At 35.1% G+C, this 24052-nt stretch carries 12 protein-coding genes and 5 pseudogenes; 9 read left to right on the top strand and 8 right to left on the bottom strand.

Features of this window, described 5'->3' with window-relative positions:
• Nucleotides 1-70: 70 nt before the first annotated feature.
• From OPR50_RS07670 to OPR50_RS07680, 3 genes and pseudogenes are all read right to left on the bottom strand, one after another.
• On the bottom strand, nucleotides 71-2548 hold the full coding sequence (locus tag OPR50_RS07670) for a coiled-coil domain-containing protein (protein WP_265024036.1): 2478 nt from the start codon (nucleotides 2546-2548) through the stop codon (nucleotides 71-73).
• 251 nt (nucleotides 2549-2799) lie between these two features.
• Nucleotides 2800-3528 (bottom strand): annotated as a pseudogene (locus tag OPR50_RS07675) (IS5 family transposase).
• Nucleotides 3529-3631: 103 nt separating this feature from the next.
• The gene (locus tag OPR50_RS07680) at nucleotides 3632-4909 is read right to left on the bottom strand and encodes an adenylosuccinate synthase (RefSeq protein ID WP_264339160.1); all 1278 of its coding nucleotides are present in this window, start codon (nucleotides 4907-4909) and stop codon (nucleotides 3632-3634) included.
• A gap of 180 nt (nucleotides 4910-5089) precedes the next feature.
• Between OPR50_RS07680 and OPR50_RS07685 the strand changes: the two genes are divergently transcribed.
• Nucleotides 5090-6694: a hypothetical protein gene (locus tag OPR50_RS07685; RefSeq protein WP_174515883.1), complete on the top strand. Its 1605-nt coding sequence runs from the start codon at nucleotides 5090-5092 to the stop codon at nucleotides 6692-6694.
• Between the two features lie 51 nt (nucleotides 6695-6745).
• Here the strand turns inward: OPR50_RS07685 and OPR50_RS07690 are convergent, their stop codons facing one another.
• A complete protein-coding gene (locus OPR50_RS07690; protein ID WP_083250453.1) occupies nucleotides 6746-7162 on the bottom strand; it encodes a GNAT family N-acetyltransferase in 417 nt (138 codons plus the stop codon).
• 8 nt (nucleotides 7163-7170) lie between these two features.
• Nucleotides 7171-7881 (bottom strand): heme ABC transporter permease CcmC, encoded by a 711-nt coding sequence (gene ccmC, locus OPR50_RS07695; protein ID WP_264339161.1) that lies wholly within the window; start codon nucleotides 7879-7881, stop codon nucleotides 7171-7173.
• Nucleotides 7882-8016: 135 nt separating this feature from the next.
• On the opposite strand from ccmC, the gene OPR50_RS07700 reads away from it, so the two are divergent.
• The 4 genes and pseudogenes from OPR50_RS07700 to OPR50_RS08985 form a co-directional block, all read left to right on the top strand.
• Nucleotides 8017-8847: a pyruvate, water dikinase regulatory protein gene (locus tag OPR50_RS07700; RefSeq protein ID WP_264339162.1), complete on the top strand. Its 831-nt coding sequence runs from the start codon at nucleotides 8017-8019 to the stop codon at nucleotides 8845-8847.
• A gap of 49 nt (nucleotides 8848-8896) precedes the next feature.
• Nucleotides 8897-9025, top strand: a complete 129-nt coding sequence (ykgO, locus tag OPR50_RS07705; protein ID WP_006279631.1) for a type B 50S ribosomal protein L36 — start codon at nucleotides 8897-8899, stop codon at nucleotides 9023-9025.
• A gap of 49 nt (nucleotides 9026-9074) precedes the next feature.
• On the top strand, nucleotides 9075-9389 hold the full coding sequence (locus OPR50_RS07710) for an FtsB family cell division protein (protein WP_010962526.1): 315 nt from the start codon (nucleotides 9075-9077) through the stop codon (nucleotides 9387-9389).
• A gap of 79 nt (nucleotides 9390-9468) precedes the next feature.
• Nucleotides 9469-10176 (top strand): annotated as a pseudogene (locus OPR50_RS08985) (IS3 family transposase); the annotation flags it as partial.
• A gap of 17 nt (nucleotides 10177-10193) precedes the next feature.
• On the opposite strand, the pseudogene OPR50_RS07725 reads toward OPR50_RS08985, so the two are convergent.
• Nucleotides 10194-10601 (bottom strand): annotated as a pseudogene (locus OPR50_RS07725) (IS4 family transposase); the annotation flags it as partial.
• A 216-nt stretch (nucleotides 10602-10817) separates the two neighbouring features.
• Between OPR50_RS07725 and OPR50_RS07730 the strand changes: the two are divergent.
• A complete protein-coding gene (locus OPR50_RS07730) occupies nucleotides 10818-11765 on the top strand; it encodes an IS110 family RNA-guided transposase (RefSeq protein ID WP_265024037.1) in 948 nt (315 codons plus the stop codon).
• A gap of 193 nt (nucleotides 11766-11958) precedes the next feature.
• On the opposite strand, the pseudogene OPR50_RS07735 reads toward OPR50_RS07730, so the two are convergent.
• Nucleotides 11959-12941 (bottom strand): annotated as a pseudogene (locus tag OPR50_RS07735) (IS4 family transposase); the annotation flags it as partial.
• Between the two features lie 244 nt (nucleotides 12942-13185).
• On the opposite strand from OPR50_RS07735, the pseudogene OPR50_RS08990 reads away from it, so the two are divergent.
• A pseudogene (locus OPR50_RS08990) lies at nucleotides 13186-14119 on the top strand (IS5 family transposase).
• A 117-nt stretch (nucleotides 14120-14236) separates the two neighbouring features.
• Here OPR50_RS08990 and OPR50_RS07750 read toward each other — a convergent pair.
• On the bottom strand, nucleotides 14237-17026 hold the full coding sequence (locus tag OPR50_RS07750; RefSeq protein WP_264339661.1) for a WPE palindromic element domain-containing protein: 2790 nt from the start codon (nucleotides 17024-17026) through the stop codon (nucleotides 14237-14239).
• A 100-nt stretch (nucleotides 17027-17126) separates the two neighbouring features.
• On the opposite strand from OPR50_RS07750, the gene OPR50_RS07755 reads away from it, so the two are divergent.
• Nucleotides 17127-20021 (top strand): phosphoribosylformylglycinamidine synthase subunit PurL, encoded by a 2895-nt coding sequence (locus OPR50_RS07755; protein ID WP_265024038.1) that lies wholly within the window; start codon nucleotides 17127-17129, stop codon nucleotides 20019-20021.
• A gap of 1231 nt (nucleotides 20022-21252) precedes the next feature.
• Nucleotides 21253-24048: an excinuclease ABC subunit UvrA gene (uvrA, locus tag OPR50_RS07760; protein ID WP_265024039.1), complete on the top strand. Its 2796-nt coding sequence runs from the start codon at nucleotides 21253-21255 to the stop codon at nucleotides 24046-24048.
• Nucleotides 24049-24052: the final 4 nt, after the last annotated feature.

Consider the following 24052-nt stretch of genomic DNA (forward strand, 5'->3'; position numbering starts at 1 on the left):
ATTTTAAATTATTATCAACACAAAAGACCTTTTGCGCCCCACTTAAGTTGCAACTTAACCCCAACCATCTTCACAATGATACCCTACCTACGTTTCTACTCTCTGCCACCTTCTCAATAGAACTTATAGGACTTATGTTGAAAGATAAATCATTATCACAATTTTCTTCATCGCTATCAAGTCCACTATCAACGCTTAAAGATCTGAGTAATGTTGTCTTCTCTCTCAGTGGAACATAAGACTCATTATCAACGCTTGAAGATTTGGATAACCTTTTCTTCTGTCGTGGAGCATTACCAGACTCATTAGAAATTTCTCCCGTTAATTGATTGTTGAAGCTCCTTTGTTCATCAGCACGAATTTTTTCTTCCAGTCCATCAAGCATTCCTACCAATTCATCACCCCATTCATTTTCTTCTTCTAATAATTGTTTACACTTTTCTTTCTCACGCTCTAGCTCGTTTCTTAACTCTTCGACTTTATCTTCATCTTTAGTGAGTTCAAGTGTAAGCACCTTATCTCCTGGAAATTCCTCGTACTCGTTTTCTAGTTCTTCAATGTTGAGTTTTAGTCTCTCTTCTCCAAGTGTATCTTGTAAATCGCTATCCTGCCTATCTGATTCTTTAATCTTTTGCTCAATTTCTACTTGTACCTTATATTCCTGATCTAATTCTCTTAGCTGATCTTTCAAGCGCTCTTTCTGCTGGCGTCGTTCAACCATTATCTGTTCCGCATCTTCTCGTGCTTGATTTAGCTCTTTTTCCAAATTCTTCTTTCCTGCATTAACAATTTTCAGCTCTTCCTTTAGCTTTCTTTTTTCTTCATATACACCTTTAAGTTCTTGTGCTTTCCCTTGTAGCTCTTTTAACACACCTGCTAATTCTTCATTTTTTTGTGCCAGTTCAGTTTGCAATTCCGTGTTTTTTTGCTCCTCTTTTTCAAACCTGTCTTGTAAATTGCTATTCTGCTTCTCTAACTTTACAATTGTTTGATTAGCTTCTGCTTGGGTTGTTTCTAGTTTCTCCTGTAGTCGCTGATTTTCTTGTATTAATTCATGGTGCTTTTTATTTATCACTTGCAACCCTGCTTCTATTTCTTGCTTCAATTCAACAGCTTCTTTTTTCAAATTTGACATTTCTTGCTTCAATTCAACGTTTTTTTCGGACAGCATCTGATTATTTAAAATCAATTCATCCATTTGTTGTGAAGCAAATTCTGTCTGAGTTCCAGTGTGCTGTAATTTGACTTCCGTTTTAGTTTCGATTTGTTGTGAAGCAACTTCTGTTTGAGTTTCAGTGTGTTGTAAATTGACTTCCGTTTGAGTTGATGCATTGCTATTAATAGAAGGAGGAAGGCTATTGTCAGCATCAACTTTAGGGTCTAATTCTCCCTCTGGTTCCTCGCGATAGGCCGCTATAGACTCATTTTGAAAATTATTATTAGCAGTAGGTACAACATCAGCAGCCTTACCTTTTTCTAGTACAGCATCATATAAGGAGAGACCTTGAATATATAATTCATCGTTTTGCTTTATTAATTCTAAGATCTCATCCGATAGCACAAAATCTTCATCATTAAATTTTAGTACTTCAGTTATGCCATCGCTACTCACATTCATAATCATGGTACACATTTCGGATCCATCCTTTACAGGCCAAGTGCTTTTCATTTCATAATATGCGCCCTCTTTAAATTCATAATATCTTTCCTTACCTTTCCGATGAGCGTGTATTTCATGTTTTTTATTGCAATAGATATTCAGCTCTTTAATATCTTTCTCTTGCTGTAAAATGTCACTAATCCTGGTTTGCTCACTTCTATTGTAATTAATAAGATTGATATTCAAAACTCTATGAGTGTTATCAGTTTCTGTGTAATAAGCTCGAAACTCTACGCCTTTCTCTCCAAGATATTTACTTGCAGCTTCTTTTCCCTGCTCTGCCAACTTTATGCATTTATCTATATCTTCCTTAAAGCTCTTATTAGCAGACTCTGTTACTGCTTTATCTATGTACGTTTTTTTAAAATCTCCATCATTTATTAGGTCATAAAAACTCCACTTATCCCCAAAAGCCCTCTGCACGTAAGTGAAATTCTTTTTTTCCTTTAGTTTTCCTAAGAACCACACCTTTTCTTTCAGATTTTTCAGTTGAAAGCTTACCCTTGCCTTTACACTAGAGTTTTTGGCAGGAATACTAACTTCTTCTAATTCTTTAAGTAATTTGTTATTTTTTATAATTGAGGAGCAAAACTTTACAATAGCAGAATTTGCAAACGAAGGATCTTTTTTTATATCTTCATCAATAATTTCTTTAAAACGTGCAAATTGAGGTAGAACATAAAAATTGATTATTTCTTTTTCTGATCTTGTTTTATTAGCATAAGAGATATCACCTAATTGTGAATATAACTCTTTTAATGTATAGTAGATAAGCGTAGAGTAATAAACCTCCCTATTCAGTGAAGTTGGTCCAATACACTTTTCAAGTTGATCACCTGTTTTTCCTGCCTCTGCTGTTTTTTCTTCTTTAGCCAAACTTCCAATCATAATACACCTCCTTAACTATATTTATATTATACCAATTAACATATATTAAAAGAAATCAAACTGTATAACCTCGCCCTACACTAACTTTTATGATTACTTAATTGTGTGAAAATAACTGCAAGTGTTAAACTTGAGCTTTTATTTTTCATTATACATTTCTTACTACATGTTTATACTGCTGTCTTGCATAATAGACTATTCGAAGTTACACAAGTATTTTTTTTATTAGATAAGAGTTAGTAAGAGCCTGTTCATAATTTTTTCAGAAGTAAGGCAGTGAAAGCCAGAACTACCATTTGTAGGCTAGTATTGAGTTTTCGCTCACAATTTTTCCACAATCTTCTACATTTTTCTAACCAAGCAAAAGATCGCTCCACAACCCATCTTTTGGGCAATACAACAAAGGAACGTAATTCATTTCTTTTGATCACTTCAACGGTTGCACCAATAATTGTTTTTATTTGAGTTACAAAATTCTCTCCAGTATAGCCTGCATCAACCAGTACATTTTTAACTTCCGAGAGGTTTTCTTTTGCATTTTTGACCATTCTCACAGCACTGCTACGGTCAGTTATCTCTGCTGTTGTTGTATAAATTGCATGCTTGCGTATCTACTGCAATACGGCCCTGAAATCTTCTTGCCTGCATCATAGCTTCAGCAGTATCTGGATTTTTTATACTCTGTGCATCAATTATGCAGAAGCTTTTCCGACCATTGTTTTGTCGCAATTATTTTTTTTTAATACCAGCTCCAGAACACTTTCTTTATTTACATCTGGTTTTTCACTCCGCTTCTTAAAATAGTCGTAACAATTGCGCCATTTTGGGAACTCTTTTGATACCATTCTCCACTAGCAACCACTTTTTAACACGTATAACACTCCACAAAATATATCATGTAAATCAAGTGTTCTTGGTTTTGTCTTCTTTCTGCAAGATTCCAGATCTGCTACAATAATCTCAAACTTTTCTCGACTTATGTCACTTGGTTATAAACTTCGCATATCCTACTTTATATACTTTATCCTCTCACTTTATCTCTTTTTTGAGATTACGTACAGGCTCTAAGATACAAAGACGTTTTCAGAAATCTTTAAGCTTAATAACATCCTCTCTCTTTGGACTAGTTGAGATTAGATGAATTGGTACACCTATTAATTTTTCTAACCCTTCTATATATTTTATTAAATTGATAGGCAATGTTTCAATCGACCTTTTACCTTGAGTGTTTTCTTTCCAGCCAGGAAACTCTTCATATATTGGCTCTAATTCCCCTTGTATTGAATGCGATGCGGGTAAATAATCATATATTTTTCCGCTATACTTGTAACCAGTGCATATTTTAATTGTATCAAAAGAATTAAGCACATCTAATTTGGTTAATACAATGCTTGAAACTCCAGAGAGTTGTACGGCCTGGCGCACTAAAACTGCATCGAACCATCCGCAACGCCTTCTTCTATTGCTCACTGTTCCAAGTTCCTTACCTATAGTAAACAAGCTATCTCCTACTTCATTTTTCTGCTCAGTAGGAAATGGGCCATTGCCCACTCTTGTTGTATAAGCTTTTACCACACCAATAATGTAAGCATTGGAGGATAACCCTGAGCCTGTTATTGCTTGCGATGCTACAGTATTACTTGAAGTAACAAAAGGGTAAGTTCCGTGGTCGATATCTAAAAATGCGCCTTGGGCACCTTCAAATATTATTTTCTTACCTTCTTTCATCAAGTCATTTAATATCTTCCACACAGGTTTTTTATATGAAAGAATTTTTTCTGAAATCTCTTGAATTTCCTTTAATATTTCTTCTTTTTTAACCACCTGGTAGTTAAGGCCTTTCCTGATAGCATTGTGGTAATTCAAAAGAGTATCCACTCTTTTATTGAGCTCATCTGCGTTTTCTAAGTCACAAAGGCGTATAGCTCTCCTTCCAACTTTATCTTCATAACATGGCCCTATCCCTTTGTTTGTTGTACCAATTTTGTGATTTCCATTTAAATCTTCAAATAGCTTTTCCTTGTCCTTATGTATGCTAAGTATTAATGGACAGCTCTCGGATACCATCAAGTTGTTATAGTTTACGTCTACTCCTTTAACTTTCAATGACTCTATTTCTGAGATTAGAGCGTGTGGATCAAGAGCAACGCCATTTCCTATGATAGATATTTTGCCTGGCCTCAAAACAGCAGAGGGCAGTAAATTTAATTTATAAACCTCATCATCTACTACTATAGTGTGCCCTGCATTATTTCCTCCCTGAAATCTCACAACTACATCTGCATTCTCAGAAAGATAATCTACTATTTTACCCTTGCCTTCGTCACCCCATTGCAGACCAACAATTACAATGTTATTCATCATTATTTTCTAGATTAATACATAAATATTAATGCAGTACGCTACAAATGGAAAGAGAAATCTACGCCTTTCCTACACCCCTTAAATAAAGAAATATACTGTCGATTTTCTTAATATATTACCAAATTATTCATCATTATATGATATAACTTACAGCATATTTACAGTAAGGTGTTATTTATGAAAGAGACAAAAGGAAAAAATAATAAGAGTCCAGTAGTTAGATTAAAGGCCACAGCTAAAGAGTTCAATTTTAGTAAATTAAGAGCAGATCAAGATAATAAATTAGCGAATTCCGGTGAAACAATGTTCTTAGATTTTCAAAGGATGAATTTTATTATTAACGGAAAAGAAATAGATAAAAATCTTATTATTGCATTTAAGGAAGGAGCTAAGCACCGCAAAAGCGAACTTTTTAATAGTGATGATATATATAATGACGAAATATTTAACAAAAAAGGAACAAGAGAAATAGATACGGATCATGGCAAAGCTTTTGTTGCTTCAGTACTCGAAGATATTGAGAAAGAGCTTGTAAGTAATGCATTGGGTGAGCTATGGAAAAATCACTGTGAAAATTCCAAAACTGCCAATCATCAAAAAACCGATTCATATAAGAAAGAATTTGAAGAATTTTACAATGCTGGCCAAAGGTATATCCATCTATTACCAACAGAGAAAGATGAAAACAAGGATTACCGTTCCTTTGCAAAAGAAGTTTTCAAAAAAATGTTCAGATACGCTGGGGCAGAAGTTCCAAGTGATGCTATTTTAGAAGAGCTAGTTACCAATTGTAATCAAGCAGGGTATGAGGCTGCTCCATTTATACAAACCCAACTTGCACTTGGACAGTCGTTCATAGTAGAAAATCCTAAAAAAGTAATAAACATTGATTGTGCTAACCAAAATAATGTGAGAATTAGATCTGATATGAGGCTACCAATACTCTCTGTTAAAAATCAAGTTATGCATGGCGATAAGATATGTAATCTGTCTAGTTCATTGGAATTTACAATTGAATCTCACAATGGTGAAGACTTTGTAACATACAGAGATGGTAAATTGTCACTTACTATTCCTAAAGAGTTAAAAAATTATAAAGATAATGGCAAGAGCTTGTTTGACATTATTAAAGAATATTTTCAGAAATTCTGTGCAAAATTAGGATTTAAACCTGAGACAAAAATACAAATAGAGCATGGCTTCGGTGCTCAAAGTAACTATTTAGATGGTACAATATCAACCACAGGATCAGATGCAAATGAAGAATTTATCAATCTTTTAAGCGAAAATCTCAGAGAGAGGTTATTGGGGTCAGGAGTTGCTCTAGAAGATGAAGATGTTGATGATGTTGTTGAAGTCAGAGTATCTACCGTTATAGATCTATTGAGTGATTATGCTAAATTGGAAGATAATAAAGAACACAGAGAGTTATTAATAAGTAAAGTAGCAGATAATTTAGGACTTTCCACTCAAGATAAAACAGCACCAGAAGTATTGATGGAATTAGGCTCTTTACCTTCTTTGACAAAAGGTCAGGTTAATCATAATCAAGTGCAGTCTGTTGTAAATACTTTTATTAAGTTAATTATTGAAGGGAAAAGCGAAGTATACAAAAAAGGAGGTGCGATTAATGCAATTGATGCAATTCATAAGGAGATAGATAAGGCAATTGTTGAGCAAGAAAAAAAAGCAACCAACAAACAAGATATAGAAAATGATAAATGGACAGATAGAATCAAAAAACAGAATTATTCTGCGGAATCACATGAACATTTACCTTAAAGATATTAGTAGGCTCTTTAAATATTTTAGAGTTCATGGTTACAACGGTTGCTATTTTACAGTGCATCTCACAACACTTTCTTCAAAAATATACATGTTAACATACCCTGGACGTACAAGATCACACTTATACCCAAGCTTTTCATAAAATACTTTCGCTTTTTGAAAATTCATGGTTGCAACGGTTGCTATTTTACAGTGCATCTCACGACCATAATCATGAACTTCTTCCATTAGCTGCTTTCCCATACCTTTTCTTCTATAATCAGAGTGCACCCAAAGCAAGTCAGTGTAAATTGAACCATAGATAACAAAACCGCTACAACCTACAATAATTTGTTCAGTATCATCGCGAATAAAAAAAGCAAATGGGTTACACGTACCTTTATCAACGGTTTCTTCATTAATCTTTTTGAGTAGGAATTCAATGTCTTTGCTACTTGGTGATGTGGTGTGTTCTATTTTCATCTCTCGGCCTAATACCGCATACTGATTTCTCTCTTTATCTTATATAAATTAATTAAGTAAAGTGAATACAGTATCCACACTACTAAAAAAAATGTGGCACAAAACATAAACATTGCAACCAGTGGCAACAGCAGGGAACTTTCTATTGCTATTCCACCTTTTCTCAAAATGCTTGCTGGCTGATGGAGAGTGGACGATAAATTCACGGAAAATTTTACTATAGGAATATTTATAGCACTAAAGATGGCAAATACTGCTGCTGATTTTTCTGCCCTCGCTTCATTATCAAAAGCGCTCCACAATGAAAGGTAGCCAACATATAGGAAAAATAAAATCAGCATTGAAGTAAGCCTTGCATCCCATACCCACCAAGTGCCCCAGGTTCCTTTTCCCCAGATGCTGCCTGTGATTAAGCATATTGCCGAAAAGACTGTCCCTGCAGGAGCAGCAGCATGTGCCAAGACACTAGCAATGCTATTGTTCCATACCAATGAAATGAAACCAAGTGATGCAATTAATCCATATATTCCAAGAGCAAGCCATGCAGAAGGCACATGAATGTACATGATTCGTACAATTTCTCCTTGTTTATAATCTTCTGGAGAGAAGAATAACGCCAAAGACATTCCAATTAAAAAACATGCGAAACAAATAACCCCAAGCCAAGGTAGAGCTTTCTTAGAAAAATAAGAGAAATTTGTAGGCTTTAATAAAAACATTCGTTTTGAGAATAATTGTGTTAAGAATTTACCAATTAGTTTGAGTTTTATCAACAGGATAGTTTTTCTATATTTACGTAGGTCAACAAATTAGCATAATTTCAGTAGCAGATTGCTAGCTATTATTTTTAGTATATGACCCTTAAAAAGCTTAATCTACACTTAGTATCAGATTCAAGTGGTGAAACTGTTATATCAGTTGCAAAATCAGCTCTGAAACACTTTCGTTCTGTAGAAACGATCGAATATGTTTGGTCTTTTGTAAAAGGAGAAGAGCAGATTGACAAAATTCTGGAGGAAATTAATAGGAAAAGTGATGAGCATAATTTTGTTATATGCACTATTACTGATGATGAGCTAAGAAAATATCTAAAAGATAACTGTATAAAGTTGAAAATTCCCTATAGAGCAATATTATCACATATTATTAGAGAAATTTCGTCTTATCTTGAAATTGAAAAAGACGAAAAGCTTGACTTGCATACTGAGATAAATAACGAATATTTTCATCGCATTGAGGCAATAAACTACACTATTAATCATGATGATGGACAAAATATTCAAGATATTGATAAAGCAGATATAATTTTGGTTGGAGTTTCACGTACATCAAAATCTCCCACCAGTACGTATTTAGCTTACCGAGGCTATAAGGTTGCAAATATTCCTTTTGTTAGTGGGGTACCCTTTTATGTCGACTTGGCAAAATTAAAAAATAAACTAACGATAGGGGTAACAATAGACGTAAGTAGGCTAATAGAAATACGCAAAAATAGACTTACTTCAATTAACAACGAAGATAATAATATATATGCTAACCCTGAGAAAGTAGAAAAGGAAATTAAAGAAGCAGAGGAGCTCTTTAAACAGAATAACTGGCCAATTATCGATGTCACGCAAAAGTCGATCGAAGAAGTATCAGCAACAATTATACAATATTTTAATAAAATGTTATCAATTGACTAACTCTTGATAAGTGATTATAATGTAAAGTAATTTAATTCTTACTATAGATATGAAAGTCAAAGGGTCGCTAAAATCTCATCGTAACAGAGATAAAAATTGTAAAGTTGTGAAAAGGGGTGGTAAGATTTACATTATAAATAAGGTAAAGCCAAGGTGTAAAGCGCGTCAAGGTTCTTAGCTTTTTGTTCACCTTTTCATGTTATATATTTTTTATATGTGAAAGTACGGTGCTTATATCTAAAAAGAAGCAAAAGTTACTGTGTTTAAGCGCAGCCTTACTCATTTCTTCCCTTACATTATATTTCAGCATTAGCACAATTACAGGTAAACGTGGCTTATTGACGTTAATCGATTTAAAAAAAGAAATCGAGTACAATAAACTTTTGCTAAAGGATGTCTCTTCTGAAAAGGAAAAGTTGGACAACAAAGTATTTGGCTTATATGAAAAAAGCTTAGATTTAGATCTGCTTGATGAGCAAGCAAAAAATGCTTTAGGTTATGTGAACCCTAATGAACTTATGGTTGTTCTTGACGTGGAATAGCAGTAGTGACCTTACCCAGAAAAAGTGGAGAGAAAGAAAAGAGTTTTTTTGGGTAAAATAAAATTTTGGAGGATTAGAAATGGTAAGAGAATATACGGCAGAATTCAAATTGGAAGCTGTTAAGCTGGCAAATGAACAAAGAAAGGTAGGTCAACCAGTTGCAAAAGTAGCAAGAGATCTAGGAATAAGGGATAGTGTATTAGGAAAATGGATGAAGAAATATAACGAAAAAAAGTCAGCGGCAAATGCATTTCCAGATGTAGCACCTTATGACAAAGAGAGGTTTGATTTACAAAGCAAGAGTAACAAGGGAAAGAGACATTTAAAAAAAAGCCCTGGCCAGTCAAAAAGAGTAAAATATTTTTTTATATAGTAACTGCTATAAAGTACAGGGATTATGTAGGATTTTCTGCTAGTGGCTACTATAAGTGGACCACAAGAAAAATAAGCAGTAGAGAATCAGCAAATAAAGAGCTACTCGAAGCTATTCAAAAAATATATCAAGTTTCTAAATGTAGATATGGAGCTCCTAAAATTCATGCTGAATTGAAGGCTTTGGGTAAAAGTTGCAATTTGAAAACGGTGCAAAGTATTATGCAGAAAAATGACATCAGGGCTATACTGAGAAGAAAGTTTAAAATTAAAAAACAACAAACAGATAATAGAGCTGTAGCTCCCAATATATTAGATCAAAACTTTATTGTTGATCAACCAAATAAAGTATGGGATTACTTACATCAAAACCAAGGAGGGATGGCTATATTTGGCAGCAATAATTCTCACGTATGGTAGTTAATCTTACTATTACCCACAAATATGAGGTTCGTGAGCAAGTCGCCATCCTTCTGCTAAATCAAAGAGACGTTTATATCCTTTCCAAAGAACATAAGGTCCTGGTTCTGGGTCATTTTTTCTTGCTAAATGGCCTCCAAGTTCATGAAACAGCTTCTTTTATGTTGGGAACTACACTTGGACATGGTTTTCTGTGTATTTTAACGTATAAAACTTTCCATTCCTCTTCAGCTAATAAGGTAGTACATGGTAATGTTGGGTTAGCTCTTGCAATTGATGTAATAAAGAAGATCCTCCAAGCAATAATACTCATAACTGTTAGATATCTCATTAGTCTTTCTGCTATTCCAAGCCTACATTCTTCAACTTTGAGACCGAATTTAAAATTTTATGTAATATCTCTATTTTCCATCTAAGGCAATTGTAAGTTAAAAACGTGATATAAAAGAGATAAGAGAGAAAGATAACCCTGTTCACTAGGAATAGCGGGCGTGCGCGACCGAAAGGAAATTGGTATTACAACCGTTGGTATCAAGGTACGCTAGCCCTATCTCTCGATACGTTTGAATAGTTGCTTGGGACATATATATGCACCCGTTTACAATCTTAAATTAACTAAAACTATCGAGGTTTATTATGGTTACATCTTATCAAAATTTTATTGGCATTGACATCGGAAAATTTAAAAATGTCGTTGCAATTCACAAACAGAAGAATGCTGTCGAATTTGATAATAATGCTTCTGGTTGGCAACAATTATTTCAAGAGTTTTCAGATATTCTACCTAATGCTTTAGTGACTTTAGAAAATACAGGGAAATATGAGCTTGGCTTATCACATTTTCTTACCGACAAAAATATTGCCGTGCATCGAGCTAATACTCGTAAAGTAAAAAGCTTTATTTTATCTCACGGAACTTTAGCAAAGTCTGATAGATCAGATGCAAGAGCTCTTGCTCAATATGGATTTGAACGCCATAGAACTATCTCTCTATTTGTACCTACCTCTACAGAACAATCAACTTTGGCTGCACTTTGTCAACGTCGTGATGATATTACGCAAATGAGAACTCAAGAAAAATGCAGACTTGAAGCACCGGAAAATGATCATATAAAAGAAAGCTGTCAAAAGACCATTGAGTTTTTCGATAGTCAAATAAACGAACTCAATGATACTATACAAAAGATTATTGATGAAAGCCGCGAATTACAACAACGCCAAAAAATTCTTAAAACAGTTCCTGGAATAGGTAAAAAGTTATCACAAGATTTTTTGTGTTTAATGCCAGAGCTTGGTTACTTAAACAGAAAAGAAGTAGCAAGTCTTGCCGGAGTTGCACCGCATCCAAAAGAAAGTGGTAAAGCTGTTGGTTACCGAAGGATTACAGGTGGTAGAAGTAACGTTCGTTCAAAGCTCTTTACAGCCGCTATGGCTGCTACAAGGTCAAAATCTATACTTGGCGCCTTTTATTCTAAGCTTGTTGAAAGTGGTAAGAAGAAGATGGTGGCTATAACAGCCCTAATGCATAAAATTATAGTAATTGCTAATACAAGACTTAAAGAAGCAATTAATTTGCATACTTAAAAATCTTCACAACGGTAACTGAAATTGGCTAATGAATATGTGCGTCCACACAGACTTAAAGCACATATTCATTAGCTTAAGCAGAAATTGCTGTGGTAGCTGTTTGATATAAAATTCTATTTCTATGACAAACGGGTTTTTATTGCCCATATAATTTGCAAAATTACACAAATAAAAAAATTTTTAAAAAACATAGTTGATACCAACTAATTTTTTCAACAGCTTCATCGAAAGTATTAACTGAAAGATTCGTTAATAGCATCCATTCTAGCGGTTTTTTTTTAAGGGAAGGGGAGTTTTCTCAACAACATAAACTGCATAAAGTGGTAATTTAGGTAGTTCTTCCGTCTTATGCCTAATATTATTCTTAGATGGATTCATCATAAACTTTCCAAATCTAACTTCCAAACGTGCTGTTCTTTTTGGCTTATTATCTTTTACAGGAACTTCAACTTCTACCGTACCTGTACAATGAGAGGATTTAATAAATGCCCATAACTTCTGCTCACCTTTTTCAGGATATCGAGATTTTCTATTTACTGCTCTATCTCTGCATGCTCTAACTAGCACTGCCGAATTAAGATTATGTGCAAGCTCAAAAAAGTCATATATATCTGCTTCTCTATCGCATACAGTTATAGTCTCAGTTTGAGTTGGATCAATAATATTATTTGTTTTTCTTAAAGTTTCCAACCACTTTACGCTTTCTTTATCTTCAATGCGATCGCTCTTTTTTTTAAGGTTCTCAGTTTCTTCAGGTCTTGAATAAACTTTTTGATCTAGTATCCCTAGTACCAAACCTTCTATACTAACGGCAAGAGCTGTATGCATTATAATACCTTTTGCAGTATCATAACTGGACAAATTTGCTAATCCGCTTGTTTTTTTATGGTTATTATATACAATGTAACTGGTATCTTGAATGACAAGAACCCTCTTGTGAGCTTTTGTTCTCTCAACCGTCTTATTAATATGTGTAGCTAAAATATCACTTTCTTTTACATTCTCATTTTGAAAAAAACGGTATGCTGCTTTTGCTTCTGACCAACTTCCGCATGCCTCATTAATTGAGCTTTCAGGTAAACTTATCAAACTATCAGCAATCTTTACTAATCGGTCAGTTAATCTTTTATCTCCAAATTCATTTTTAGCCCATTCACTACTTTTACTTGCCATTTTACACCCTCAATATTTGCAAACTTTAATATTGTAATATTTTACTTTTTAGTCCATTTATATTTGTGGGTAATAGTAAGGAATGACACCGTCTTGGATGGAAACCAGTGTCAGCTACTTTCATGATACCATCACAAGGTGAAACTGGATCCCAGTGGGCTTTGTTGCATCGCTCAAGTGAAAAGAACTGGCAGTTACTGACAAAATTCATTATAAATAGCCATTTAACTGTTGAAGAAAAAATATGCCACAAAAAATGAGAGTCAGTAACTGCCATGAATATAACAAATTTCTCCAAGAAAGAGGAAGCATTTTTTGTTATATCAATGACGCCATAGAAAATTGGTACGAGAATTGTCCAAAAATGCAGGGCGGCAACTATATTTATAGTGATAAAGTTGTGATTTTGGTGCATATAATCGTCAGTTTCTTTAGAATTGGTTTAAGACAAACAGTCGGGTTTATAAAAGGGTATTTGTAACAAATAGGAAGAGATTTGGCAGTTATCAGCTATTCACAATCATCAAGAAGGTTTAAGAAACTCAATATTAAGATCAATGATTGCAGAAAATAATATGGAAGATATCGAAATTGCTATAGACAGTACAGGAATTAGTATATACAACAACACACAGCAAGGAAAATAGCACTGACAGAAAATATCGTGGCTATGAGCAAACGAGAAAATTGCACGTAATGTTGAATATAAACAACAAAAAAGCCATAGCTGTAAAATACAGTAACGGTGTCTACTCTGATCACTATGGAGCTTGTGATTTGCTAAAAGAAGTTGATTTTCAGCATGCTATAAAAGCACTATATGCAGATAGAGCGTGTGATAGGCGCAAGTTTTATAAGTTGTGTAACGAATATGATATAAAGACAAAAATTCCACCAATAAACAATGCGGCAGAACATCCAGAAATAGATTATATGTCTAACAGGAATGCTGCTATTAGGTTAATAAAATTATACGGTGAAGATGGCATGAAAGAATGGAAAAAAGAAGTAAATTATGGGAAAAGATCTTATATTGAAGGGTTTTTCTCAAGATTAAAGCAAATATTCGGATTTAGTTTTAGGAATAAATCTGAGATAAATCGAGAAAAAGAACTAAATGCTATTTGCTTAATAAATTCACTGATATTGGTATGGCTAAATTTGAGATAGTTACATGAATTTACCATAAATCACCATCTCATAAAGTGTGATGCAACAAAGCCATCCCAGTGTCTGGGCACTGGGATGACACCCTTTTGGATGGAAACCAGTGTCAGGTACTCGGATGACACCATTTACAACCACTCTCCTACCCTTTCTAGCTGTTTATAGCTGTTAAATCTCAGGAATTTATCAAAATATGGAGAGGCAATAAAGGGTGTGGAATTACTTAAATAGTTAGATAAAAAACCAGGCAGATCATTTTTTAATTCTTGCATTTTGTATCTATAATTTTGTATAGAAATAACTTTTATTTTATCATAATCAAGTTTCCAATAAGCAAGTTCTGAGACTTCTCTTTTTGTTATATGTTCTACCGCTAAGGCTTGTAAAATTAATTGCGGAAAAAATCCCGACATTACTTCTTCATTGGAAGGTGGTGTACCAAGCTTATAGTCTATAATTGCCACTTGCCCACTTGGTAGATACTCAACTCTATCACATCTTGCTATCAGTGAAATTTCTTGTGGCTTATTTGTCATCCAAGCAGTTTCATACTGATCACAAGAACCAGTGTCACGCGCTGGAATATGAAATATCGGACAGGAAAAGTTCTTTTCCAACTCAACATAATTGCTTCGAGTTTCATCAAATTCGACAAAAGATTGAATTATCTTTTGTAGTCTTACCCACCACATATTTGAAAAATTAAACTGACTAGTCGAGAATGCTTCTCGTGCAATGCTCATTGGAGATTTTTTGTTGCGTAAATATCTTGCAAGAATGTTGTGTACCATAGTGCCAAATTCCAATATCGATGGCTTAAAATTCAAGTCTCTTAATTGTTTAAGGCCCAGTATATATTCAACGTAAAATGAATAAGGATTACGAATTAGCTTTTCTATTGCACTGCAAGACATCACCTGCATTTTTTCTTTTCTAACTTCGGTTTGAGGTTTTGGCATAGGCTGAGTACATGGAACAGTACATTCAGGCGTATTTAATATCCTTAGCCAATCACGATACGGCTGCTTCCCCTCCTTGAGTAGAATTTCCAAACGCTGCAATAGAATTGGTTTTCTATGGCTTAGCGATCTTGTAATATAAACCTTACTTGCACAAAACAAATTGTGTAAAGTATAAAAAAAATACCCCTGCTCTTCTTGCACGGAAGGAAGATTAAATTTTTCTCTCGTAAATGCATTCAAAAGCGGATTTTGAAAGCTTGGCGCTTCATTAAATCCAGCAAGTATTACAACTTTGTTGTGATATAAGCTGAATTTATTCAAGTCACTTGCTACAGAGAAAAACTCTTTCTCTAAAAATAAGGTCAGAATTTGGCTATATAACTCTAAGGAGCATTTAATTCCTACACCCTCACATGCATTTGAGAAATTACAGGTAAAATTACCTATTTCACTATTTAGCTCTGAAAAATTTATACCAGATAATATATTAATACACTGCAAATGAGTTGCTACCACATCAAAAATAGAGCAATTTATAGAACGAAGTAAAGGATTAAATATAACCTCTAACTTACTGATAATAAGTAATATATCTTCTTTGTATTTTAGCTTTTTATGGGCATTGATAGCATTTATAATATCGCTCAGGCCATTTGTACTAAAGTTGCGTAATATCTCTATTTCAAATTCAGATAAAATCCGAGTGTACTCTTCTTGAGTGTAACCAAAAGTCACTAGCCTATGTTTAAGGAGCGAAAGTAATGACACACTGCTCCAATTTGAGGTCAAAACTTCGATACTATAAAGCAGAAGCGTTATATAAGGGTAATTTTCCGGTATGGCACTGTGTTGCCTTGATAAACATGCTATACGAGCTGCAAGTAATTTATCAAAGACGACCAAAGAAATGTTTTCATAACCTTCATTTTCTATAATTAATGATGTCACTTGTGCTTCTTCCTCTCTGGAATCACAAGTGATGACTTCAATATTGCCAACATGTCCACTACTAACTTTGCTTAGATCGGCAGTTGTATCAAAGACGTAATCTAGATATTCCTCAGGACTTCCTGTTATCCCAGCCCTTTCTTCTGTCATCCCAGTGCTTGACACTGGGATCCAGTTTTCATTATACAGCCACCTGGTGCGCTCATTTAAAGTTAAGTTTTCTGGATCCCAGTGTCTGGGCACTGGAGAACACGCTTCTGGCAGAAAACTTACATCCTCTCTGCCTATACTTAAATAACCTAGCAGATCTTTCAGACAATATTGATAGTGTTTTTTATCAAGCAATTTCCAGTCTTTCTCTTTAATTTTCAAATTCAGGTTAGGCAAAATTATTTTTCCAAATGGCAGATCATATATAGCCTTAATTAACGACTTATCCTTTCCAATTCCAACAAAGATTATATATTGGTCTTTTTGTAAAGAGGTTATCATACTGTTTATGTAATCACTCTTATGTTCTAATATATCTACTACTCCTAAATCTTTTAAAATTTTATTCCATGTTTCAATAAGTAAATTTATGAAACTTTCTATTTTTTTTGAGTGTTCATCGAACTCTGCCATTTGGGTATACTGAATTTTATCAAGCAATGATGGCAGGCTATAAGCTAAATCAATTGGAAAATTATCATTATTTTTTCTATTCCACTCCAATATGAATTGAATGAGTAGCAGCGTCCTTTTTGTTGGCTTGATAACTTTGACTCTATCAAGATTTAATATTAAATCCTCCTCATCGATGTTCTCTAGCGAAACTATCTCTGGCAAAATTATGCATTTTTTAGCGTTATAATTCTTGAATGCACTCAGCAGCGCTATCACATCCCTCTTGCAAGGAAGTATGATCTTTACTTCAGGGATTTTTTCTCTTTCATATTCAGAAAATATATGCTGAACCAGCACATCAAAAAGAGATTCATCCACATTAACGGTAAAAACTCTTCCCACTAACAGTAACAATTAATACAATACTTTTATTGTATAGAAATTATTCAAAATATAAACGTGCTTGTATGCTATTATATATTAAAATCTTTTATAACATTACATGACAAACATCAGAATAGAAATTTTAAATAAATGTGAGCAAGTTGGCCGCAGATGGTTAGTCAACGTTTACTCGATTTATATACACAAAGAATTACCACCAAAATTATATGAAGAAATTTGTGGGCTATTTTATAATAAAGTCATACAAGACTGCCGTTATTATTCCTACAACGAAAACCTTGAAGAAGTTCAATATGACTTCATAGAACCACAAGCTGAGTGGGGCTTGGAGATAAGCTTCTTACCTGGCATGACCGATAATGTAGGCAACACAGCAAAACAAATTGTTAGAGAGTATTTAATTAGCAAGGGCCACATTGATGAAGGCGTTCATATCAAAGCAAGAAGTTCAAAACTTATTTTGGGTAAAGGAAGCATGCCAACCGAAGATTATATAAAGCAAGAATTCAACCCTATCACTGAGTATTGCACGCTTGTTTATAAAAAAAACGGCAATTGCTATTGGAAGCATTACGGTAAATATAAAAAGTTTACTCAGTATCAGTCCGTGAAAAAGGATGCTAAGCCTGTTAACCTAAATGTAAGTGACCAAGAGCTTGAAAAGATCAGCAGAGATGGAATCAATGGTAACGGCACTTTAGGGCTCTCTCTGGCAGCAATGAAAGCTATAAAGGATTACTTTAAAAAACTTAATAGAAATCCATATGATATTGAACTTGAGTCCCTAGCACAAACTTGGTCTGAACATTGTAAGCACAATATCTTTTGCTCTCCTATTGATGAAATAAAAGATGGCCTATACGCACATTATATTAAGCGTGCAACGCGTGAGATAAATTCTGACATATGTGTGTCAGTTTTCTCCGACAATGCCGGAGGAATAATTTTTAATGACGATTACTTAATCGTAGATAAAGTTGAAACTCACAATAGCCCTTCGGCGCTTGATCCGTTTGGTGGAGCAATGACCGGAGTGCTTGGAGTTAATCGCGATATAGTGGGTTTCGGGAAAGGCGCGGAGCCTATAATGAATACCTATTACTTTTGCTTTGCCAAAGAAGCAAAAGGCAAGTTTTATAGGGACAAAGAGCGCACTGATGAGATCTTACCGCCAAAATATATAATGAAAGAAGTGATCCACGGTGTTAATGTTGCTGGTAATTGCTCTGGTATTCCAACGCAACTTGGATCGGTATATTTTGACGATAGATTTTGTGGCAAGCCGTTAGTTTTTGTTGGCAGTGTCGGAATTATTCCGCGCAACATAAATAACGCACCTTCACACATCAAAGGGCCTAAAAACAGCGATAAAATCGTAATTATTGGCGGAAGAGTTGGAAGAGACGGAATTCATGGTGCAACGTTTTCTTCAGAGGCTTTGTCGGGAAACAGCCCTTCAACGATTGTGCAAATTGGTGACCCTATAACACAAAAAAAACTATCCAATGCCGTCATAAAAGCAAGAGATCTTGGTCTTTATAATGCAATAACGGACAATGGAGCAGGTGGGCTGTCGTCGTCTATTGGTGAAATGGGAAAAGACGGATTTGAAGTTGATTTGAGCAAGGTTCTCCTTAAAAACGATGGTATGGCTCCGTGGGAAATATGGATATCAGAATCACAAGAGAGAATGACCTTAGCAGTGCCAGAAGAAAATCTCCCTATGTTTAAGCAAATCATGAAAAAACATGATGTGGAGGTTTGTGTGATTGGAGAGTTTAATGAGAGTGGTAAAGCCGTTGTTAAATGTCCTAAAGGGACAGTAATAATGGATATCGGAACTGAATTTCTGCATGATGGTAATCCTAAAATGCATTTACAGACAAAGCCGTGGTCTAAGGGGCTTCCAGCGCCACGCGCTGGAATGACAACAAGTTCGCCTTCTTTAGAAATTGAATTAAAAGAAATGTTAAGCAGACCAAACATTTGCAGTAAAGAGTTCATAGTGGTGCAATATGATCATGAGGTTCAAGGGTCGTCAGTGCTGAAACCACTGCAGGGCAAGGGAAGAGTGTGCAGTGAAGCTATTGTTTCAAGACCAATCCTTTCTTCAAATAAAGGTGTTGTAAAATCGCAAGGATTTGGCTCAAGTTATGGAGAAATTGACACCTACCACATGGCAGCATGTGCAATTGACACCGCGATACGCAACTATGTAGCCGCAGGAGGAAATATAAATCATCTAGCGTTGCTCGACAATTTTTGTTGGTGTGATGCTTATAATCCAGAAAGGTTGTGGCAACTAAAGAGAGCTGCAGAGGCTTGTTACGACTTTGCAACTGCATTTAAAACACCATTCATATCCGGAAAAGATAGTATGTTTAACGACTTTAAGGGATATGATGAAAATGGCGAGAAAGTGATGATATCTGCACCACCTTCATTACTCATCTCAGCAATTGGAATTATAGAAGATATTGAAAATGCGGTATCGCTTGATGTAAAAATGCCAGGAGACTTAATATACGTGCTTGGAGAAACACTTGATGAACTTGGTAGATCTGAATATCAGTTATATAGTGGAATAGGTAATAACAACGTACCAAAAGTTGATGCAAAGAGCGCTAGGAAGTTGTATGAGCGTTACAACCAGGCAATAAAAGATGGCATAATTGCCTCTGCAATTGCACCAAACTTAGGCGGATTAGTTATTGCTCTGGCAAAATCGCTAATTGCAGGAGATCTCGGTGCTGAAATCGATCTTTCACTAGTGCCAATAGGAAAAATACAAAATACAGACATAATAAACAAGATAATAATGTTTTCTGAATCGCAAAGTAGAATTTTGGTTACTATTGCACCACACAATCAGAAGAGGTTTGAAGAATTGTTTGAAGGTGCAGTTTATTCATGTATTGGCAAAGTAACAGAGAAAAAGGTGCTAAACATAAAGGATGTTTTAAAAGTAGATCTGAAAGATGTGGCATGCTAATATAAAATATTTTTCTTATTATGCTAAATAACTCTTTTACTATATGTAATGTTTATTTAGAATGAATGTATGTTATTAATTTTGGGTAGGTAATTATGTCTATTTTATCGATACTCCTGTTTATCAGTCTTTCTTTACTCAACACTTCAAATAAATTGATGATATGTGCTGCCTTATTTGTGGGAGCTGCTTTAGTTGTAAATTCAATGGTTGAATTTTATGGCAGAAGCAAAGCTACGTACAACTTAATAGTGTGTACAGCGCTATGTTGTGTTTTTAAATGGCAAAGTTTTAATTTGATGATATTGATTTCATATACTGCAATTTTAGTATCTCTTCTCTCAAGCATAATTATTTTTGAAAAATTGAAGTCCAAGTTGAATTTTCATATGGCAAATTTCATTACTTTAATTATAGCATCAGTGGTTGATAGTGCCGTTGTATGTGTTGGATTACTATACAAATTTTCTGCAGGTAAATGCTTATCAATATACATTAGAGATTTAATTTTTAAGTTTTCTTATGTGTCAGTATTGAGCATCTGCTTGTTTGTAGGAATGTATTTATTTTGCTTGGCGAACAAGAAGTATTTTAAGATTTCCACATAACCTGTTTTCTGATATAGCTAAACTGACTTTGGGTCCTGGGGGTGTATTTGGTGGTCCTAATACGTAACAACAGTTTAGAATTTATAGGTAGCCTAAACCCACAACTGTACAAACACTATGATTTGAGCCTATCAGGGGGGTGTCATTCCAGTGCCCAGACACTGGAATCCAGAAAAAAGAATGGTGTCATCCCAGTGCTTGACACATAGCTGTACGAACATTCATTTTTGAAGGTAAATTGCACAGCAAATGGTGTCATTCCAGTCTGGAATCCAGAAATTTTGCTTATAACTGAGCTGATGAGCTAAAGGTAGTTGTCTTACGCTAAAACAAACGTTTTTAATTAAGTTGCATAGAACCAGTGTCTGGGCACTGGCCCACTGGTGGGAATTGCTCCTAAACTACAACGTTCGTACAGCTATGTGCTTGACACTGGGATGACATCATAGGGGCACTGGCCTACTTAACCGTCATACCGTCGCGGTATCTCAGCCGCTAACAAGTAGCGGAATGACGATTTATCAAACGCTGCTTAATTTTCCGTAACAGTTGAAAAAATCAATATATCACTATAAATTCACGTATTTTGAGGCTATAATGGTTAATACGCTATATGGTATAATATGGACGATTTTATCAGAGTTAAGGGCGCAAGGGAACATAATCTGCAAGGTGTAGACGTCAATATACCGAAAAATAAGCTAGTTGTTATAACTGGGCTAAGTGGTTCTGGCAAGTCTAGCCTTGCATTTGATACGATTTATGCAGAAGGCCAACGCCGGTACGTTGAAAGCCTGTCAGCTTACGCGCGTCAATTTCTCAACATTCAGGATAAACCAGATGTTGAGTCGATTACAGGTCTCTCTCCTGCAATATCTATCAACCAGAAATCGATCTCAAAAAATCCAAGGTCAACAGTTGGAACTGTTACCGAAATTTACGATTACTTGCGCTTAGTATATGCACGAATAGGAGTTCCTTATTCACCTGCAACTGGATTACCAATAACAAAACAAACGGTGTCTCAAATTGTAGATACTATAATTGCGTTACCTTTAGAAACTAAGATATATATACTTGCCCCTGTTGTGCGTGGTAGAAAGGGAGAACATCTTAAAGAGATATTGGAAATTAAAAGACAAGGTTACGTAAGGTTCAAAATAGATGGTGAAGTGTACAATGTAGATGACTTGCCTAAATTCGATAAGAACAAGAAACACGACATTTTTGTGGTTGCAGATAGAATATCAATATTGGGCGATATAGGAAATCGACTGCCAAGTAGTATAGAATCCGCACTAAAACTTGGTAATGGTCTAATGTATGTAGAAATAGTAAACCTACCTGACAACCATAATTCCGAGTATAAAAATGGTCAAATTCTGACTTTTTCAGAGAATTTTGCATGCCCCGAGTCTGGTTTCACTCTTGAGGAAATAGAACCAAGATTATTTTCTTTTAACAGCCCTTACGGTGCATGTGGTTCGTGTAATGGGCTTGGTAAAAAGCTGGCTATTGATGTGAAGCTGATAGTGCCAGATGAAACTCTTTCAATATCTGAAGGCGCTTTAAAGCCAGTGGGATCAATGTTCCGTCAAGTGCACACAGGTTATGGATTTTTAAAAAGTGCAATTCTATCACTGGCTGAAAATTGTAAATTTAGCCTTGATGTTCCGTGGAAGAACATAGATCAAGAAGTAAAAGATATGATACTCTTTGGCTTCGGTAAATTTCAAGGTTTGGTCAGTATCTTAGAAAACCAGATGGATTATGATGAAACGCTTGTTGAGCGATATTGCTCTGTTACTCACTGCAGAGAATGCACTGGCTATAGATTGAGAAAAGAAGCGCTTACAGTAAAAATTGATAGCAAACATATAGGTGAAATATCAGGGCTCAGCATCGATGAATCCCTTAAATGGTTTGAAAATTTGCCAGACAAGCTCACAGAACAACAGAAGCAAATCTCAAGTAAAATATTAAATGAAATAATCAAGAGGCTAGCATTTTTAAAGAATGTAGGGTTGAATTACCTAACGCTTGATCGAGAATCTAGCACTCTCTCTGGCGGTGAGAGTCAGAGGATCAGACTTGCTTCACAAATTGGCTCTGGTTTAACAGGAGTGCTGTACGTGCTTGATGAACCCTCGATAGGCCTTCATCAATGTGATAATGATCGGTTAATTGCCACACTAAAAAACTTAAGAGACATGGGTAACACTGTAATCGTTGTTGAGCATGATGAAGATACAATAATGGCTGCTGATTATGCGATTGATATTGGTCCTGGAGCTGGCGTAAATGGTGGAAAAGTTGTTGCAGAAGGAACACCAGACCAGGTGCAAAGAAATTCGGGGAGCATAACAGGGCAATATTTGAGTGGAGAGAAAAAAATTTTAATTCCAAGGAGAAGAAAGCAAGCAACTCAGTTCATAAAAGTAATAAATGCATGTGAAAATAACTTAAAAAATGTGAACGTTAAATTTCCTATAGGGAATCTTATTTGTGTTACTGGAATATCAGGAGGGGGAAAATCAAGTTTAGTCATAGAAACGTTATATAAATATTCAGCACATAAGATACATCATTCGTCTGCAAGGTATGGTCAGTGTGATAGAATAGAAGGCCTTGAATATATAGATAAAGTTATAGAAGTTGATCAGTCGCCAATTGGTAGAACTCCTGCGTCAAATCCAGCAACATATGTTGGTATGTTCACTCATATAAGAAATTGGTTTGCAGGTCTTTCGGAGTCAAAAGCAAGGGGATATAATATAGGCCGGTTTTCATTTAATACCAGAGGGGGAAGGTGTGAGGCTTGTAAAGGTGATGGGCACTTAAAGATAGAGATGCATTTTCTACCGGACGTTTATGTGAAGTGTGAGCAATGTAAAGGGCGAAGGTATAATCGGGAAACATTGGAAGTTACTTATAAAGAAAAATCAATCTCTGATGTCCTTGATATGACGATAGATCAAGCTTGTGATTTTTTTGAAAACCTTCCAATGGTAAAAGAAAAGTTGATTTCTTTGCAGGAAGTGGGGCTTGGCTATATAAAACTCGGACAGTCGTCAACAACGTTGTCTGGGGGTGAAGCACAACGAATAAAGCTGTCCAAGGAGCTATCAAAACGATTTACCGGAAGAACATTGTATATTCTTGATGAGCCAACAACTGGATTACACTTTGAAGATATAAATAACTTACTAAAAATACTCCATAGATTAGTCGATCTGGGAAACACTGTTATAGTTATCGAGCACAATTTGCACGTTATAAAAACTGCAGATTATATAATAGACATCGGACCAGAGGGCGGAATAAAAGGCGGAGAAGTGATTGCTACTGGAACTCCAGAAGAAGTGGTAAAAATTCCAGAAAGTGTTACAGGCAGGTATCTTAAAACGTATTTATTATAAACTA

Origin of the sequence: Wolbachia endosymbiont (group A) of Epagoge grotiana (assembly GCF_947251775.1) — a bacterium.
GTDB lineage: Bacteria > Pseudomonadota > Alphaproteobacteria > Rickettsiales > Anaplasmataceae > Wolbachia > Wolbachia pipientis.

What these genes read in the sequence shown, in the direction of transcription:
- OPR50_RS07670 (WP_265024036.1), bottom strand. Translation starts at nt 2,548, where the DNA reads ATGATTGGAAGTTTGGCTAAAGAAGAAAAAACAGCAGAGGCAGGAAAA.
- OPR50_RS07680 (WP_264339160.1), bottom strand. Translation starts at nt 4,909, where the DNA reads ATGAATAACATTGTAATTGTTGGTCTGCAATGGGGTGACGAAGGCAAG.
- OPR50_RS07685 (WP_174515883.1), top strand. Translation starts at nt 5,090, where the DNA reads ATGAAAGAGACAAAAGGAAAAAATAATAAGAGTCCAGTAGTTAGATTA.
- OPR50_RS07690 (WP_083250453.1), bottom strand. Translation starts at nt 7,162, where the DNA reads ATGAAAATAGAACACACCACATCACCAAGTAGCAAAGACATTGAATTC.
- ccmC (WP_264339161.1), bottom strand. Translation starts at nt 7,881, where the DNA reads ATGTTTTTATTAAAGCCTACAAATTTCTCTTATTTTTCTAAGAAAGCT.
- OPR50_RS07700 (WP_264339162.1), top strand. Translation starts at nt 8,017, where the DNA reads ATGACCCTTAAAAAGCTTAATCTACACTTAGTATCAGATTCAAGTGGT.
- ykgO (WP_006279631.1), top strand. Translation starts at nt 8,897, where the DNA reads ATGAAAGTCAAAGGGTCGCTAAAATCTCATCGTAACAGAGATAAAAAT.
- OPR50_RS07730 (WP_265024037.1), top strand. Translation starts at nt 10,818, where the DNA reads ATGGTTACATCTTATCAAAATTTTATTGGCATTGACATCGGAAAATTT.
- OPR50_RS07755 (WP_265024038.1), top strand. Translation starts at nt 17,127, where the DNA reads ATGACAAACATCAGAATAGAAATTTTAAATAAATGTGAGCAAGTTGGC.
- uvrA (WP_265024039.1), top strand. Translation starts at nt 21,253, where the DNA reads ATGGACGATTTTATCAGAGTTAAGGGCGCAAGGGAACATAATCTGCAA.